Source organism: Longispora sp. NPDC051575 (genome assembly GCF_040681875.1).
Lineage (GTDB): Bacteria > Actinomycetota > Actinomycetes > Mycobacteriales > Micromonosporaceae > Longispora.
The window spans coordinates 691,778-708,535 of record NZ_JBFAZP010000001.1 but is presented as its reverse complement, the minus strand read 5'-3'; the positions used below and the strand labels follow the sequence as shown (position 1 = coordinate 708,535).

The following is a 16,758-nucleotide window of genomic DNA, read 5'->3' as shown; positions in this document are numbered from 1 at the left end:
AGCGGGCCGCGTCGGGCGGCCGACCGGAGGAGGGGCCCTCCTCCCACGGCAGGAGCCGCGGACACAGTAGACAGCTAATCTCTAGCCATGGGCCTGCTCGGTGACCGCTTCGGCTGGATACGACTCGCGGCGTTTCCCGCCGTGGTCAGTGACGTCCTCGCCCTGCGCGGGGACGGGCCGACCGCGGCGGACTGGCTGTTCGCCCTGCTCGCGGCCCTGTTCAGCCTGGGGGCGGGGTTCGCGCCGCTGGCGGTGACGATCGGCCAGGCGATCCTGCTGATCGGCACGGACCTCTACGGGCACGCCACCGCCGTGTCGGTCATCCTGATGGCCGCGTGCGCCCTGCTGGAGCTGATCGTCCGCCGCCGGGGCTGGCCGGTCGCCGTCGGGTGCGCCGCGATGAGCGTGCCGTTCGTGGTCCAGATGCTCCGGTTCCACGCCGTCCTGCCCCCGTTCTACCACTGGGCGTGGGTCGTCGGCCCCCCGATGCTCGCCGGCGTCTACGTCCGGTCCCTCCAGGAGAACACCCGCCGGTCCCGCGAACGGATGCTCGAGGGCGAACAGCGCCGGGAGCTGGGCATGCTCAACGCCCGGCTCGGCGAGCGCACCGCCATCGCCCGCGAACTGCACGACGTCGTCGCCCACCACGTGGCCTCGATCGTGCTCCGGGTCGCCGTGGCCCGGCACGTGCTCCCGGAGACCGATCCCCGGGTCTCCCAGGTCCTCGACGACGTGCACGCCGCCGCGACCACGGCGCTGACCGACATGCGCCAGCTCGTCGGGGTGCTGCGCGACCCGTCGGCCGTCAACGTCGAGCTGGGTTCGCTGCTGGTGGACCCGGCGGAGCTGCCCCAGGTGCTGCGCGAGGTCGTGGAGCGCGCCGCGAACGCCGGCCTGCGGGTCGAGGCGGCGATCGACCCCGCGCTGGCCGGGATGGACGCGGTCCGGGGCCTGGTGGTGCTGCGCCTCGTCCAGGAGGGCCTGACCAACGTGTTCAAGCACGGCGGCCCCGCCGGCCGGGCCCGGCTCACGGTCGCGATGTCGGCCGACGGCACCGCCCGGGTCGAGGTGCACAACGAGGGCCTCCCGCTGCGGTCCTCCCCGCCCGGCCACGGCCTCGTCGGCCTGTCCGAGCGGGTCACCCTGATCGGCGGGCAGCTCCAGGCCGGCCCGGCCCGCGACGGCTGGGTGCTGTCCGCGCTGCTGCCGGCCGGTGCCGCGTGATCCGGGTGCTGCTCGTCGACGACCAGCAGCTGGTCCGGGCGGGCCTGCGGATGCTGTGCGAGTCCGCCGGGGACATCACCGTGGTCGGCGAGGTCGGCAACGGCCTGGAGGCGGTCCGGCACGCCGAGCGGCTGCACCCGGACGTGATCCTGATGGACCTGCGGATGCCGGTGATGGACGGCACGACCGCTACCGAACGGATCCTGCGCGCCCGCCCGACGACCCGGATCGTGGTGCTGACCACCTTCGACGACGACGAGCACCTGTACCCGGCGCTGCTGGCCGGGGCCTGCGGGTTCCTGGTCAAGGACACCGCCCCGGCGAACCTGCTGGACGCGGTCCGGCGCGCGGCGGCCGGCGAGAGCGCGTTCAGCCCCGGGGTGCTGGGCCGGCTGGTGGACCGGGCGGTGACCGCGCGGTCGGACACGGCGCCGAGCGCGGACCTGTCGGGCATCACCGAACGCGAACGCGAGGTCCTCGCCCTGGTCGGGGAGGGGCTGTCCAACGGGGAGATCGCCGAGCGGCTGTCGTTGGGCGTGACCACGGTGAAGACGCACGTGGCGAACCTGATGACCAAGACCGACACCTCCAACCGGGTACGCCTGGCGGTGCTCGCCGCCCGCAACGGCCTGGCCACCTGACCACGCCGGCGACGGTTCCGGGCCTGCCCACGGCCGGCGCGCAGGCCGTCCCCGGAAAGGCCACCTTCGCGGATGCCGCCCGCAGTGACCGTCAGGCGGTGGTCGGCCGGGCCTGGTGCGCCTCCAGGGTCGCCACGCCCGCGCACACCACGCCCCAACCGGCCGCCGCCCACAGGAACGCCGCCGTCGGCACGTGCCCGCCCAGCCAGCCGAGCTGCACGGTGGCCGCCGCGAGCGCGATCCGGGCGATCCGGCCCAGGGGGCCCATGCCCATGCCGAACGCCCGGGTGACGGCCAGGTAGCCGGACATGCCGCCGGACACCAGCCAGTACGCGGCGGTCGGGGGGTGGCCGGCCAGGAGGAGGCGCACGCCGGCGGCGACGGTGATCACCGCGAACGCCGGGAACATGTGCCCGCTGACGAACACCACCCGGGCGACGAGCTGCGAGCCGCCGGACACCTCCAGCATCCGGCGGTTCATGTCGGCGGCCGCGTCGAAGTACTGCCACCACATGGCGCCGGCCAGCACGATCGCGGCGGTCAGGGGCAGCCAGGGCAGATGGCCGTGCCCGCCGTCGATCGCGCCGAGCCCGGCGGAGGCGACCACCTCGCCGAGCAGGATGATCACGAACAGGCCGAACCGTTCGGAGAAGTGGTGCGCGTCGATCGCCTGGCCGGGCGCCGTCGGTTGCAGGGCGCTGAGGTCGAGGTCCTCGCGCCGGGTCCGGTGCCGCTCCGGCGGCCGCTCGGTGTACGAGTACCGCGCCTCGACGCTGATCATGACTCCGCACAGGACGTACGACCACGGCGAGGGCAGGAACGCGGCGGCGGCGAAGCCGGCGGCCGACACCAGGTAGCCCACGGCCGGGCGCGCGGCGGGCCGGCCCGCGATCACGGCGTGCGCGACGCCCAGGATCAGCCGGGCCCCGGCGAGGCTGAGCAAGAACGCGGCGGGGTGCCCGTCGGCGGCCTCGTGGAAGGACACGGCGGCCAGCCCGCACGGCACCGTACCGGCCAGGACCACCAGCCGGCTGGACAGCGCCGTCTCCGCCCCGTGCCGGTTGTAGAGCAGCGCGAAGCCGGTCCACGTCCACCACAGGAACACGAACAGCCCGAAGGAGCCGCCCAGGCCGCCCCAGTCGGGTTCCGCGCCGATCGCGTGCGCCACCTGGGCGACGGCCAGGACGAAGATCAGGTCGAAGTACAGCTCGACCCAGGAGACCCGCTTGCTCTCACCCGTACCCACGGAAGTGATCTTGCCATGGGTTTCCCGCGCCGGGGAGCGGCTACACGCTCGGGCTGAGGAACGCGCCGCCGGACGCGTCGAGCAGGTGGCCGGTGACCCAGCCGGACTCGGCCGAGGCGAGGAAGCCGACGATGTTCGCCACGTCGGTCCGGCCGACCCGGGGGACCGCGAGCTGGCCCGGGGCGACGGTGTTCAGCGTGATGCCGCGCGCGCCGAGCACGTCGGCCAGGCCCGGCACCGCGAGCCGGTCGGCGGAGACGTCGATGACCCGGCCGCCGTCCCGGAGCAGCGGTACGGCCCGCTGGATGATCCGGTACGCCTCCCGCGCGCCGCCCCCGGCCGCCGCGTTCACGAGGATGTCCAGCCGCGCGTCCCCGGTGCGGGCCCGCAGCCCGGCCTCCAGCGGGGCGAACAGCGCCTCCACCCCGCCGGACGCGTCGACCGCGAACGCCGACCCGCCGGACTCCGCGACCAGCGCGACCGTCTCCAGCGCCGCCGCCGCGTCCCCGCCGTGGTGCACCGCGACCAGCGCGCCGTCGGACGCCAACCGGCGCGCGACGGCCCGGCCCACGCCCCGCCCACCGCCGGTGACCAGGGCCGTGCGGCCCGCCAGTTCCCTCATGCCGTCTCCTCGTCCGTGCGCGTCCCGGCACGCCGCCGGGGCTGGCCGTCACCGGGAGGCCGTGCGAGCACGGTACGTGCCGCCGCTTGCCGTTTTCTTGCAACGCCCTACTCGCCCGCAGGGCCGGGGCCCGCGCGGCAGGGGACGCCCGATCGGGACCTCCGGCCTCAGGTCACGCGCCGTCCGCCTGGCCCCGGGCCGCCGGGCCTCAGGGGCGGCGGGTGATGTGGATGGCCTGCTCCTCGTTGGGGCGGCCGTCGTTCGGCGGCTCCCAGGGCGTCTCCGGCTCCTCCCGGGCCAGCCGCCGGTCCAGGGACTCGCCGCGCCGGGACTCGCGCACCGTGGTGCCGTACTCGTCCAGGCCGATCGGGGAGTCGCCCGCCACGGCGGGGCGCCCGGGCTCGTCGGGTACCGGCCGGGGATCGTCGTCGTCGGCGTACTCGGGGATGCCGGCGCTCGCCGGGGACGCGCCGGGATCCTGGCCGGGGACGCCCGCCCGGTACAGGCCGCGCCGCCGTGCCTCGTCGGCCAGCTCGGCGGTGCGCCGCTGGTGGGTGGCCACGGCCGCGTCGGGACGGTTGCCGAGGGCGTCGTGCCGGGTCCGGTCGAGGCTCGCGAGCTCCCGCTCCACGGCGTCGTCGGGTAGGGACGCGGCGGGTACGCCCTGGGCCGGGTCCTCGAGATGGTCTGCCATGTCCTGCGACTACCCCCGCGCGCCCGGGGTCAAACGCGCGGGGAGCCACACCGCGCACGACTCCCGGCCCGGGAGGCCGGGCCCGACGGACGGGCGGGCGCCGGACCTGACCTGGGCGGTCGCGGGGCGCCAGCGGGACGGGCGGGGCGCGCGTGGTCAGTGCCGGGTGTCCGCCGCGCTCCCGCAGGTGACGCAGTGCGTGGCGGCGGGGAACGCCACCAGCCGGTCGGGCGGGATCGGCGCGCCGCAGTGCTCGCACAGCCCGTACCCGCCCGCGTCGAGCCGGTCGAGGGCCTCGTTGACCTGCGCCATCCGCTGCCGGGCGGTGTCCACCAGCGCCAGGTCCTGCTCGCGTTCCTGGGCCTTGAGACCCCGGTCGCCCTCGTCGTCGCCGGACCCGTCGGCCAGCCGGTGGCGTTGCCGTTCGGCCGCCTCGCGCACGGCGGTGCGGTACGCCGCCGACAGTTCGCCGTGCCGGGCCAGCAGGTCAGCCCTCAGCTCGGCGGTTCCGGTGTTCCGCAGCTTCGTCCGGTCCATCCTCGTCTCCCCCTGTCCGGTTCGCTGCCACATACCCGTCGACCGCCGGCCCAAACGGCCGGCGGTCGACAACTCTCCGTCAAGTACCCATCAAAAGGTTCCGGGGTCTGTCATGGGCGGCTCCCCGTCCGGCCGCCGCCCGGGATCGTGCCCAGGGCGGGCGTGCCCGCCCCGAGCGCGAGGTGCGGCCAGGTGTCCGCGGTGTTCACCGGGATGACATGGGCGGCGCTGTCGTGGCCTACCACGGCATTCCATGACTCACGGTGATCTCTTCCTAGCTCTCCGGCGGCCTCGGGTCGCCCGCCGTCTCGCGGTCGTCCCCCTGCCGGGCGGCGTACCGGCGCGCCTCCTCGCCCAGCGGCCCCGGCTGTTCCGTGGCGACCCGCTCCTCGCGTTGCCGCGCCGCGTCGCTTTCCTGTGTGGTTGCCCGCTTCCGGTGCGCACTCTCTGCCATGCGCGTGACCTACCCGCGTGACGGGCGCCCGCAAACATGACCCCGCCCCGAGCTGCGAACATGAAGCCGGCCAGAGGTGAACGGGGACCGAAGGCCCGGAGGAGGTAATGTTTGGCGTAGGGAACCGTCCACCGCACAACGCCCCGCCGTCGCGCGGGCGGGATCGGCGATCCACACCACCTCCGGTACGGGAAAGGGTCCGCGTTGAGCGGCGAGAACACCATGACTGAGCAGCCCGTACTTCGGATCGTCTCCAGCCCCGCCGGCCTCAACCTCCGGGTGCCCGCGTGGGCGATCCCCAGCCACGGAAGTCACGCGGCCGCGCTGAGGCTCCTCGCGATGGGCAACACCAAGGTCGACGACGCCGAGGAGAGCCCCGACCTCCTCGCCCGGTGCGCCGAGCGGGTCTCCGCCGTGGGCCGCACGGCCGGCGCGGTCGAGCCCGACGACGCCGAGTTCTGCGGCGCGCCGCTGTTCGCCGCGCACCTGGCCGCCAAGGTCGTCGCCGCGACCTGGAAGGACGACACGGACGCCGCGCAGGACGGCCGGCTGCACGAGCTGATCGACGGCCTGATCTACCAGCTGTGGCCCACCAACGGCGAGGCCGAGCCGCCGAGCCAGGCCAGCCTGCACGCGGCGAGCCTGCTCCGCCGGCACCTGGCGGCCTTCCACACCCAGGGGATGTACACCCACCCCGGGCTGACGGACCTGGCCCGGGCGGCGTCGGCGCAGCGCCAGACCTACCCCGTCGCGGTGTACCACCTGGTGCGCACCGTCATCGGGCACACCGCCGGCGCCGAGTACCGGCTGCCGGTCGTCGTCGACTGCCTCGCCGACCTCACCTCCTGACACCCGCCCCGGGCCGGCCGGGCCCGGGGACCTCAGGGGCCGGCCGGCTCGCTGGCCTTCCAGCCGCCGCGCCGGCCTGTCGTCCTCAAACCCCGTTCTCCGGGGTACGCGGTGGGCGCCCGCGGGCGTCGGCACCCGCTGTGACCTGCCGCGCCGGGCGGTGATTTCGGCGAAACCGGGTCGTTCCGGGCCGTCGGCGGGAATGATCGGGGTATGTCGCCGCAGGGCCGGCGGGGCGGCGGCCGTGGCCGCCAGGCCCGCGCCGTCGCCGGGTGGGCGCTGAGCCCCGGGAGAGATTCGTGCGCAGGTTAGCGGTGGTGTTCACGGCGGTGGTCCTGCTGACCGCCGGCTTCAGCTTCGGCCCGCCCGCCCGGCCGGCCGAGGCCCGCCCCTCGCCGGAGCGCACGGCGGCGGTCACCACGATCCGGATCGTCCTGTTCGCCCGCGCGGTGCTCCGCGACCTGGGCCGGGCCGTCGCGACCACGACCCCGGCGGCCGGGGGCTGGACGCGGGTCGTCTAGCGGCCCCGGGCCGTGGGTCACGCCGGCTGGGGGACCTCTTCCGCGACGGGCTCCGGCACGGGGCGCAGGGTGTGCCGGAGGAGGGGCACGGCGGCCAGGGTGAGGACGAGGCCCACGATGCCGATCGCCGCGAACCCCCACGTCGCCCCGTGCTGGTCGCTGACCCAGCCCGCGAGCGGCGCGCCGCCGGCCATCCCCACGGTCATCGCCGAGCCCTGGATCCCCATCGCCTCCCCGCGCGCGGCGGCCGGGACCAGCGCGGACAGGGCGGTCGTGTTCGTCGACAGCGAGGGCGCGCACAGGATGCCCGCCGGCAGCAGGGCCAGCGCGAGGGTCCACCACTGGCCGCCGGCCAACCCGATGGGGAGCGTCAGGACCGACATGGCCCCGCAGAGCAGCAGGGACGGCAGGCCGCGCCGCATCGCGCCGTACAGGAAGGCGCCCAGCAGCGAGTAGACGCACCACAGGGCGATCACGACGCTCGTGGCGTTCGTCTGGCCGGACGTGCGGAGTGCGGCGACCAGGGCCATCTCGCTGCCGGCCAGGGTCGCGGTGGTCGCGGTGGCCACGAGGAGCAGGCCGACGAAGCCGCCGCGCAGCCAGGTCCGGCGGGGCGGGACCGGGGCGTGCGCCAGCCCGGGATCCTCGGCCTCGCGGGTGGGCGGGTTGAGCACGTACAACGCGATGCCGGAGACCACGATGCCCGCGCCGACCACGATCATCGAGACCCGGGCCGAGACCTGGGTGGCCAGCACGATCGCCAGCGCCGGGCCGACCATGTACGACAGCTCGGTGGACATCGAGTCGATCGAGAACGCGGTGCGCCGCTGGTCCTCGGGCACCAGGGCGGCCAGGGACTGCCGGGTCACCGAGAACACGGGCACGCTGGCCAGGCCGCCGAGGAACGCGGCGACGAGCAGCGCCGGGTACGGCAGGAACGGGGCGGTCGTCCAGAACCCGATCGCGATGACGGTGCCCAGGACCGTGGTGGTCCGCAGCCCGCGCCGGTCGGTCAGCCGGCCCGTGAACGGCGCGCCGATCGCGGTCGCCACGGTGGCGGCCGTGCCGACGAGGCCCGCCTTCGCGTACCCCCCGTCGAGGTCGTTGAGGACGTGGAACGTGAGCGCCATGCCCGCCGCGGTGACCGGCACCCGGGCGAGGAGCGCCAGGATCATCAGCGTCCGGACGCCCGGAAGTGCGAGAACGTTGCGGTAGGTGTGCAGGCGCATGTCGCCATCGTGCCTCCGGGGTGCGACATCCGACAGCGATTAACCCCCTCCTGGTGACAGCCGTCACCCCGGCGTCGCCCGGCTGTCCGCGATCCGTCCCGGTTCGCGGACATGGGGCCTCCGGTGGAGGTGGGGCGGGTGACGCTGCCGGGGCGGGAGAGGTCGTGGCGCCGAGTGGGGGCGGTGGGGCGGCGGGTCTGCGAGAGTAGAGGGGTGCCATTCAGGAGCCCGGCGACGCACGCGCTCGCCGAGACGGTCGCCCGTCTCCGCGCCGAGAACGAGACCCTCCGGGCCGAGGCCGCGCGGCACGCCCTGCTCGACCGGGCCACCGGCCTGATCGCGGGGAGGCTCGGCTGCGACGTGAACCGGGCGCTGGCCCACCTGCGCCAGCTCGCCGCCGAGGACGGCCGCGACCCGGTGGAGACGGCGGCGGCGCTGCTCGACGGGGCGGGGCTGCGCGCGGTGCCGTTGGCGGAGAACCCGTCGCTGCTGGAGTCCGCCCGGTATGTCCGGCGGGACGGTGCGACCGCCGTGGCGCCCCTGGCCGGCCCCGACGTGGGTTCGGCGGCGGCCGGGGCGTTCGCGGCGAGCACGGACGCGGACGTCCTCGCGGGGGAGGTGCTCGAACACCTGGCGGGTCCGGCGGCGGCCGACGCCGTCATGATCATGGCGGTGCAGCCCGACGGGTCACTGCAGTCGGTGGGTACGGCCGGGGTGCCCGCCCGGGTCGTCGGCGCCTGGCAACGGCTGCCCCCGCACCTGAGTACGGCCCCCACGGCGTGCGTGCGCCTCGGCCGGGAGATCTGGCTGCCCGACCTGGCGGCGGCGCGCCGGCGGTACACCCTGATCGGTGATCCGGAGAATCTGTGGCACTCACGGGTGTGGATCCCGGTCCGTGCGGCCGGGCCGGACAGCCGGATCGTCGCCGCGATCGGGGTGCTGTGGGGCGCCGCGCACCGGTGCGACATCGCGACCCGCCGGGCGGTGCGGGCGCACGCCGAGGCGGCCGGCGCGCGGCTGGTGGACCTGCTCGCCGCACGGCAGGACGCCCCCGGCAGTTGGACGCTCGCCGCGCAGGTGGTGCTGGACATGGTGCCCGGGGCGTGCGCGGTGCTCACCCCGGTCCGCGACTCCGGGGACCGGATCACCGACTACCGGATTGAGGCGGCCAGCGGCGAGGCGGCGGACCTGTCCGGGCGCCAGGGCCGCGACCTGGTCGGGCTGCGGGTGCTGGAGGCGTATCCGACCATCGTGGACGGACCGCTGTGGGCGACGTACGAGCAGGTGTTGCAGGACGGGCAGCCCCGGGAGGTGGGGCCGTTCCCGTACACGGAGATGGTCCGGGGGTTGCCCGTCGACACCACGCTCAGTGTGCACGTGCACCGGTGGGCGTCGGCGCTGCTGATCCGCTGGGTCCGGCACGACGAACGCGACCGGCACGCGGCGCGCCTGGCCTACACCGAGCGGCTCGGCGCGCTCGGCTGGGGCGAGTGGGACCTGACCAACGGCACGATCGACTGGTCGCCGAACCTGTACCGGATCTTCGAACGCGCCACGGCCGACGGCCCCGCGAGCCTGGAGGAGGTCGCCGGCATGGTGGTGCCCGACGACCTGCCCGTGGTCGAGCAGGGCCTGGCGGAGGTGGCGGCCCGGCGCCGGACCGACATGACGTTCCGGATCCGGCTGCCCGGCGGGGTGCGGTGCCTGCGGGTGGTCGGCGAGGCGGTACCCGACATCACCGGCGCCCCGGTGAAGATCTACGGCATCATGCAGGACGTCACGGCCGCCGAACGGACCACCCGGGAACTGTCGGCCCTGCGCGACGGGGCCTCGGAGAGCCAACGCCTCGTCGCCGCCGAGCGCCGGATCCTCCGCCGGCTGCACGCGCTCGTGCTGCCCCCGACCGGGGACCCGGTGCCGCTGCCCGGTCTCGCGGTCACGGTGCGGTCCGGGCCGGAGGGCGCCGACAGCGGCTGGTACGACCTGCGGACGCTCCCCGACGGCCGGTCCGTCGTGGCCGTGGGGGAGGTGGCCGACGAGGGGCTGGCCGCCGCCGCCGCGATCGCCGCGCTCCGGGGGGTCGTCGCGGCCGACTCGGACCCGACCGGCGACCCCGCCGAACTGCTGGACCGGCTCAACCGGTGGACCCGGCGCAACCCGACCGCCGGGCACGGCTCGGCGCTCGTCGGGCTGTACGACCCCGCCGACGGCGGCTTCACCTGGGCCCAGGCCGGCCAGCCCGCCCCCGTGCTGCGGGGCCCCGACGGCGAGGGGCGCCCCGTCCGCCGGCCGACCGGGCCGCTGCTCGGGGTGCGCGACGACCCGCGGTACCCGGTGGAACGGCTGGTCCTCGGACCCGAGGACTCCCTGCTGCTCCCGGCGGACTCGGTCGCCCTGAGCCTGGCCCGGGAACCCGACCCCAGAACCCCACAGCCAGGACGCGACGGGTACGAGACGGCGCGCTAGAGCGGCTCGTCGAGGACGCCCGGGTCCTCGTCGGGCGCGACGTCGTCGACCGGGGTGCCGTGCAGTTCCCGCTCGTGCACCTCGTCCTGTTCCACGTCCCGGGGCTGGCCCGTGGCCTGCCGGGTGTTGGACTCCTGTTCGTCGTGCAGCGCGTTGGCCAGCAGTTCGTCCCGTTCCGCGTTCGTCGTCATGCCCGCTCCCGTTCCGTTGTCGCGTCGCCTTCCCGTGTCGCTCCGTGGCACCTACCCAGGCGGAATGATGCGTAACCCACACAAGGGGTGGGTAGGGGACCGGGAGACGGCGAGCCGAGGAGGAGACATGAGCCAGCATCCCCTGCCGGACGACGCTGACCGCGACGCACGGCTTCAGCGGCAGCTCGACGAACAACGCACCGGGACCGGGTCCAAGCCGGGGAATCCGCCGGCACCGGCCGGGGAGACTCCCGAGGGGCCGCCGGCACCGGGGCCGACGCCGGATCCGCCCGGGCCTGGAGCGGGGCCCACGCCGGATCCGGCCGCGCCGGGACCGGGGCCCACGCCGGGACCGGGGCCGACGCCAGGACCGGGGCCGACGCCGGGACCGCCCGCGCCGGGACCCGGTGGCACGCCCGCGCCCGGGCCGGGTGGGATCGACCAGGTCGAGAAGATCGACCAGGTCGAGAAGGAGGACCGCGACGTGCGGCCGGTCGACCCCGACGATCCCGACCTGCTGGGCAGGCCCGGGGGAGCCGAGGACCTCTCCCGCGAGGACCTGCGCTGCGGCTTCTGAAGGGGGACGGCCATGGAGGGCCAGTGGCACATCCGCCCCGGGGCCGAGCTGTGCGACGTGTGCGGGCGGGTGATCACCGACGGGAGTCAGCAGTACGCGTTGGTGCCCGATTCGTCCGCCGTGCACGAGTCGGCGTCCCGGTTCGACGGCAGCAGACTGCTCACCGGGTGCGACAGTGTGCACCTGGCGAGCCTCGTCCGGGAGTACGACGAGCGGCCGTACGTCGCCGCCGAGTTGTGGGCCGGGCAGATCACCCGGGCGTTGCACGCCGTGTCGCCGGCGTCGTTGACGGTCGCGCAGCTGTGCGAGGCGACCGGGTTGTCGGCGGTGCAGATCGAGGCGGCGGTGGCCTGGACCAACGCCTGAGATCGGCGGTGGCCTGGACCAGCGCCTGAGGTCACGGGGCTCGCGGGCCGCCCTGACCCGGGAGCGACGTGTCCCGCCGGCCCGGGCTGTGCGGTCGTATCCCGTCGGCCCGGCGGGTGCGGGCTGTTTCTCGTCGGCCCGGGGCGGGTGGTCAGGTCGACAGCCACCGGACGGCACGGCGGCGCGTTTCGCACGGCCACGGCTGGGCGCACGTCCGGCACCGGCCCGCCAGCACCTCGCACGGCACGTGGCACGCCTTCCGGGACCGGGCCAGCTCGGTGAGGGCGGACAGCGTCCCCGGCGAGAGCTCCTCGTCGGCGGTTCCTCGGTCGTACCCCAGCATCCGGGCCTCCTTTCCCTATGACAGCGCGTCGGGAGACTCAGGCGTTACGTCGTAAACAACCCTTACGGCTCGGGTTGCCGGGCGGATGTCGTACCCCCGGTGCAGGATGGGACTCGTGACTACGGGATGGGACGGGTTCGGGCCGGCGACCAGTGCGTGGTTCGACGCGGCCTTCGCGGCGCCCACGGCCGCCCAGGTCGGGGCGTGGCGCTCGATCAGCGCCGGCCGCAACGCCCTCGTGGTGGCACCCACCGGCTCCGGCAAGACCCTGGCGGCGTTCCTCTGGTCGCTCGACAGGCTGGCCAGCGAGCCGCCGCCCACGGAGCCCCTGCGCCGCTGCCGGGTGCTCTACGTCAGCCCGCTCAAGGCCCTCGCCGTCGACGTCGAGCGCAACCTGCGCGCACCCTTGGCGGGGATCCGGCAGGCCGCCGCGCGGCTCGGGTCCGCGCCCCCGGACATCACGGTCGCGATGCGCTCCGGGGACACCCCGGCCGACCAGCGCCGGGCGTTCAACCGCACCCCGCCGGACATCCTGATCACCACCCCCGAATCGCTGTTCCTGCTGCTCACCTCCGCCGCCCGGGAGTCGCTGCGCGGGGTCGAGACGGTGATCGTCGACGAGGTGCACGCCGTCGCCGCGTCCAAGCGCGGCGCGCACCTCGCGCTGTCCCTCGAACGGCTCGACGCCCTGCTGCCCACCCCTGCGCAGCGGATCGGGCTGTCGGCGACCGTGCGCCCCGTCGAGGAGGTCGCCCGGTTCCTCGGCGGCTCCCGGCCGGTCGACGTCGTGCAGCCCCCGGCCGCCAAGATGTTCGAGGTCACCGTCGAGGTCCCGGTCGAGGACATGACCCGGCTCGACGAGGCGACCGGGGACGACGACGATCCGCGCCGGTCCTCGATCTGGCCCGCCGTCGAGGAGCGGGTCCTGGAGCTTATCCGCGCCCACCGGTCCACGATCGTGTTCGCCAATTCGCGGCGGGGGGCGGAGCGGCTGTGCGCGCGGCTCAACGAGCTGGCCGCCGAGACCGCCCCGGGCACCGGGACACCCGCCCCCACCACCCGGATGCCCGCCGAGGTGATGGCCCAGTCGGGCCTGGCCACCGGCGCGCCCGTCGTGATCGCCCGCGCGCACCACGGCAGCGTGTCCCGCGAGGAGCGCCTGCACATCGAGGAACAGCTCAAGTCGGGCCTGCTGCCGGCCGTCGTCGCCACCTCCAGCCTGGAGCTGGGCATCGACATGGGCGCCGTCGACCTGGTCGTGCAGATCGAGGCCCCGCCCAGCGTCGCGTCCGGCCTGCAACGGATCGGCCGGGCCGGGCACCAGGTCGGGGCCGCCTCCAAGGGCGTCGTGATCCCCAAGCACCGGGGCGACCTGCTGTCCTGCGCGGTCGTCGCCCAGCGGATGGTCGCCGGCACCATCGAGGAGATGCACTGCCCGCGCAACCCGCTCGACGTGCTGGCCCAGCAGATCGTCGCCATGGTCGCCCTCGACGACTGGCCGGTGGCCGAGCTGGCGGCCCTCGTCCGGCGGGCCGCGCCGTTCGACCAGTTGCCCGACTCGGCCCTCGGCGCGGTGCTGGACATGCTGTCCGGGCGGTATCCGTCCACCGCGTTCGCCGAGCTGCGGCCCCGGGTGCTGTGGGACCGGGGGACCGACGTGCTCTCCGGCCGCCCGGGCGCGCAGCGGCTCGCCGTGACCAGCGGCGGCACCATCCCCGACCGGGGCCTGTTCGGCGTCTTCCTCGCCGGGGCAGACCGGCCGGTCCGGGTCGGCGAGCTGGACGAGGAGATGGTCTACGAGTCCCGGGTCGGCGACGTATTCCTGCTCGGTTCCTCCTCCTGGCGGATCGAGGACATCACCCCCGACCGGGTCCTCGTCACGCCCGCGCCCGGCGCGCCGGCCCGGATGCCGTTCTGGAAGGGCGACGCGCTCGGCCGCCCCGTCGAGCTGGGCCGGGCCATCGGCGCCAGCCTGCGTTCGCTGCTCAAGCAGGACGACGCGGCGGCGACCGTGGACCTGCGCGCGGCCGGGCTGGACGCGTGGGCGGCGAGCAACCTCCTGGCGTACCTGCGGGAACAGGCCGAGGCCACCCGCGCCGTCCCCGACGACCGCACCGTGGTCCTGGAACGGTTCCGCGACGAGCTCGGCGACTGGCGGCTCGTCCTGCACTGCGTGCTCGGCGCCCGCGTCACGGGCCCGTGGGCGCTGGCGATCGGCCGCCGGCTCTCCGAGCGCTACGGCGTGGACGCCCAGGTGGTGGCCTCCGACGACGGCATCGTGATCCGGCTGCCCGACATGGTCGACGAGCCGCCCGGCGCGGACCTGGTCTCCTTCGACCCTGACGAGATCGTCCAGATCGTGGAGGAGTCCGTCGGCGCGTCCGCGCTGTTCGCGTCCCGGTTCCGCGAGTGTGCCGCCCGCGCCCTGCTGCTGCCCCGCCGCGACCCGCGCCGCCGCCAGCCGCTCTGGCAGCAGCGCCAACGCTCCGCGCAGCTCCTCGACGTCGCCCGGGACTTCCCCGAGTTCCCGGTGACCCTGGAGGCGGCCCGCGAGTGCCTCCAGGACGTCTACGACGTGCCGGGCCTCACCCAGCTCATGCGCGAACTGGCCGGCCGCAAGGTCCGCCTCGTCGAGGTCGAGACGGCCCGCCCGTCGCCGTTCGCCCGCTCCATGCTCTTCGGGTACGTGGGCGCGTTCCTCTACGAGGGCGACGCCCCGCTCGCCGAACGCCGCGCCGCCGCACTCACCCTCGACTCCGCCCTGCTCGGCGAACTCCTCGGCCGCGTCGAACTCCGCGAACTGCTCGACCCCGACGTGGTCGCCGAGACCGAACGCCAGCTGCGGTGGCTCACCCCAGAGCGCCGGCCCCGCGACGCCGAGGACGTCGTGGAACTGCTGCGGCTGCTCGGCGACCTGTCCGACACCGAACTGGCCGACCGGGGAGCGGAGCCCGACTGGCCGGTCGCCCTGGAGGCCGCCCGGCGCGCCATCCGGGTCCGGGTCGCCGGCGAGGAACGGTGGATCGGGGTCGAGGACGCCGGCCGGTACCGGGACGCGCTCGGCGTGGCCCTGCCCGTCGGGGTGGCCGTCGCGCACACCGAACCGGTGGCCGACCCCCTGGGAGACCTCCTCTCGCGGTACGCGCGCACCCACGGCCCCTTCACCGCCGAGGCCTGCGCGCGCCGGTTCGGCCTGGGCGTGTCCGTCGTCGACCACGCGCTCCGCCGGCTCGCCACCACCGGGAAGCTCGTCGCGGGCGAGTTCTCCCCGGGCGGCACCGGCGCGGAGTGGTGCGACGCCGAGGTGCTCCGCCTGCTCCGCCGCCGCTCCCTGGCCGCGCTGCGCAAGGAGATCGAGCCCGTCGACCCGCGCGCGCTCGCCACGTTCCTGCCCCAGTGGCAGCAGGTCGGCTCCGCCGCCCGGGGCGTGGACGGGCTCGCCGCCGTCGTCGAACAGCTCCAGGGCGTGCCGGTGCCCGCGTCCGCCCTGGAGAGCCTCGTGCTGCCCGCCCGGGTCGCCGACTACTCACCCACCCAGCTCGACGAACTGTGCGCCAGCGGCGAGGTGCTGTGGGCCGGCGCCGGGAGCCTGGCGAAGGCCGATGGCTGGGTCACCCTGGCCTACGCGGACAGCGCGCTCCTCCTGCTGCCCGCCCCCGACGAGGCCGCCGCCGCCACCCCCCTGCACACGGCCGTCCTCGACGCGCTCGACGGCGGCCAGGCCCTGTTCTTCCGCGCGCTGTCCGACCGGGTCGGCTCCACCGACGACGAGGAGCTGCTCGCCGCCCTCTGGGACCTGGTCTGGGGCGGCTGGCTCACCAACGACACCCTCGCGCCGCTGCGGGCCCTCCTCGGCGGCGGCGGAACCCACAAGGCCAAACCCGCGACCCCCCGCAGCAGGTACCGGCGCCCGGGCCGCCCCGCCCTGCCCGCCCGCTCCGGTCCGCCGGCCGCCGCCGGGCGCTGGTCCCGGCTCCCCGACCGCGACCTCGACCCGACCCGGCGCGCCGCCGCCCTCGCCGACACCCTCCTCGAACGGCACGGCGTGCTCACCCGGGGCGCGGTGATGGCCGAGAACGCCCCCGGCGGGTTCGCCGGCGTGTATCCGGTGCTCGCCGGCCTGGAGGAGCGCGGCGCGGCCCGCCGGGGGTACTTCGTCGAGGGCCTCGGGGCGGCGCAGTTCGCCGTGCCGGGGGCCGTGGACCGGCTGCGCGCCCAGGGCGGGGGCGGGGGCGCCGTGGTGCTGGCGGCGACCGACCCGGCCAACCCGTACGGGGCGGCGCTGCCCTGGCCGGAACGGGTCGTGGAGTCGGGCGCGGACGATCCGACGTCGGAGGGGGCCGCCGGGGCCGGGTCGCGGGGAACGGGGCCGCTCGGGTCCGGGCCGCTGGGGTCCGCGACGCTGGCGTCCGGGACGCTCGGGTCGGCGACGTTCGGGGCCGGGACGTCAGGGTCCGGGCCGCCCGGATCCGCCGGACTCGGATCTGTCGCACGGGGGACCGGATCGCCGGGGTCTGGCGCGCCCGGGGTGGGGCCGGTGCTGGCCGCCCGGGTCGGACCTGTCGCCACCGGACCTGTCGCCACCGGACCGGCTCGCGGCCCGGGGAGTTCCGCCGCGACCGGGCACCGGGCCGGGCGCAAGGCGGGAGCCCTGGTCGTGCTGGTCGACGGCGCCCTCGTGCTGTACGTCGAACGCGGCGGGAAGACGCTGTTGTCCTTCGACCGCGAGCCCGAGACCGTCACGGCGGCGGCGAAGGCCCTCGGCCGGATCGTGAGCTCCGGTGCACTCGGCGCGCTG

The 16,758-nt window shown here is 75.7% G+C and carries 15 protein-coding genes and 1 pseudogene; 8 read left to right on the top strand and 8 right to left on the bottom strand.

Features of this window, described 5'->3' with window-relative positions:
- Nucleotides 1-87 precede the first annotated feature (87 nt).
- Nucleotides 88-1,224 carry a histidine kinase gene (locus tag AB0M43_RS02990; RefSeq protein ID WP_363720573.1) on the top strand — a complete coding sequence of 379 codons (1,137 nt, stop codon included), beginning with the start codon at nt 88-90 and terminating at the stop codon, nt 1,222-1,224.
- Nucleotides 1,221-1,865: a response regulator transcription factor gene (locus AB0M43_RS02985; protein WP_363720572.1), complete on the top strand. Its 645-nt coding sequence runs from the start codon at nt 1,221-1,223 to the stop codon at nt 1,863-1,865. Before AB0M43_RS02990 ends, AB0M43_RS02985 begins: the two co-directional genes overlap by 4 nt.
- Before the next feature lie 91 nt (nt 1,866-1,956).
- On the opposite strand, the gene AB0M43_RS02980 is transcribed toward AB0M43_RS02985, so the two are convergent.
- From AB0M43_RS02980 to AB0M43_RS02960, 5 genes are all read right to left on the bottom strand, one after another.
- Complete coding sequence (locus AB0M43_RS02980) at nt 1,957-3,111, bottom strand: low temperature requirement protein A (RefSeq protein ID WP_363720571.1); 1,155 nt, start codon at nt 3,109-3,111, stop codon at nt 1,957-1,959.
- 40 nt (nt 3,112-3,151) lie between these two features.
- Nucleotides 3,152-3,733 (bottom strand): SDR family NAD(P)-dependent oxidoreductase, encoded by a 582-nt coding sequence (locus AB0M43_RS02975; protein WP_363720570.1) that lies wholly within the window; start codon nt 3,731-3,733, stop codon nt 3,152-3,154.
- Between the two features lie 208 nt (nt 3,734-3,941).
- Nucleotides 3,942-4,427: a DUF6158 family protein gene (locus AB0M43_RS02970; protein ID WP_363720569.1), complete on the bottom strand. Its 486-nt coding sequence runs from the start codon at nt 4,425-4,427 to the stop codon at nt 3,942-3,944.
- A gap of 156 nt (nt 4,428-4,583) precedes the next feature.
- On the bottom strand, nt 4,584-4,964 hold the full coding sequence (locus AB0M43_RS02965; RefSeq protein ID WP_363720568.1) for a TraR/DksA C4-type zinc finger protein: 381 nt from the start codon (nt 4,962-4,964) through the stop codon (nt 4,584-4,586).
- 274 nt (nt 4,965-5,238) lie between these two features.
- Nucleotides 5,239-5,418: a hypothetical protein gene (locus tag AB0M43_RS02960; protein ID WP_363720567.1), complete on the bottom strand. Its 180-nt coding sequence runs from the start codon at nt 5,416-5,418 to the stop codon at nt 5,239-5,241.
- 222 nt (nt 5,419-5,640) lie between these two features.
- Between AB0M43_RS02960 and AB0M43_RS02955 the strand changes: the two genes are divergently transcribed.
- Entirely contained in the window at nt 5,641-6,267 is a 627-nt protein-coding gene (locus tag AB0M43_RS02955; RefSeq protein WP_363720566.1) for a hypothetical protein, read from the top strand.
- 299 nt (nt 6,268-6,566) lie between these two features.
- Nucleotides 6,567-6,788 (top strand): hypothetical protein, encoded by a 222-nt coding sequence (locus AB0M43_RS02950; RefSeq protein ID WP_363720565.1) that lies wholly within the window; start codon nt 6,567-6,569, stop codon nt 6,786-6,788.
- A gap of 17 nt (nt 6,789-6,805) precedes the next feature.
- Here AB0M43_RS02950 and AB0M43_RS02945 read toward each other — a convergent pair whose 3' ends face one another.
- Nucleotides 6,806-8,017, bottom strand: a complete 1,212-nt coding sequence (locus AB0M43_RS02945) for an MFS transporter (RefSeq protein ID WP_363720563.1) — start codon at nt 8,015-8,017, stop codon at nt 6,806-6,808.
- 213 nt (nt 8,018-8,230) lie between these two features.
- Between AB0M43_RS02945 and AB0M43_RS02940 the strand changes: the two genes are divergently transcribed.
- Nucleotides 8,231-10,483 (top strand): SpoIIE family protein phosphatase, encoded by a 2,253-nt coding sequence (locus AB0M43_RS02940; protein ID WP_363720561.1) that lies wholly within the window; start codon nt 8,231-8,233, stop codon nt 10,481-10,483.
- Here the strand turns inward: AB0M43_RS02940 and AB0M43_RS02935 are convergent.
- Complete coding sequence (locus AB0M43_RS02935) at nt 10,480-10,674, bottom strand: hypothetical protein (protein ID WP_363720559.1); 195 nt, start codon at nt 10,672-10,674, stop codon at nt 10,480-10,482. The genes AB0M43_RS02940 and AB0M43_RS02935 overlap by 4 nt on opposite strands.
- Before the next feature lie 127 nt (nt 10,675-10,801).
- Between AB0M43_RS02935 and AB0M43_RS02930 the strand changes: the two genes are divergently transcribed.
- Together AB0M43_RS02930 and AB0M43_RS02925 are read left to right on the top strand one after the other, a co-directional pair.
- Nucleotides 10,802-11,251, top strand: coding sequence for a hypothetical protein (locus AB0M43_RS02930; protein WP_363720557.1), 450 nt, complete (start codon nt 10,802-10,804; stop codon nt 11,249-11,251).
- Between the two features lie 12 nt (nt 11,252-11,263).
- Nucleotides 11,264-11,617 carry a hypothetical protein gene (locus tag AB0M43_RS02925; RefSeq protein WP_363720555.1) on the top strand — a complete coding sequence of 118 codons (354 nt, stop codon included), beginning with the start codon at nt 11,264-11,266 and terminating at the stop codon, nt 11,615-11,617.
- 151 nt (nt 11,618-11,768) lie between these two features.
- Here the strand turns inward: AB0M43_RS02925 and AB0M43_RS02920 are convergent, their stop codons facing one another.
- Nucleotides 11,769-11,960 (bottom strand): hypothetical protein, encoded by a 192-nt coding sequence (locus tag AB0M43_RS02920; RefSeq protein WP_363720554.1) that lies wholly within the window; start codon nt 11,958-11,960, stop codon nt 11,769-11,771.
- A 115-nt stretch (nt 11,961-12,075) separates the two neighbouring features.
- Between AB0M43_RS02920 and AB0M43_RS02915 the strand changes: the two are divergent.
- Nucleotides 12,076-16,275 (top strand): annotated as a pseudogene (locus AB0M43_RS02915) (ATP-dependent helicase); the annotation flags it as partial.
- Nucleotides 16,276-16,758 lie beyond the last annotated feature (483 nt).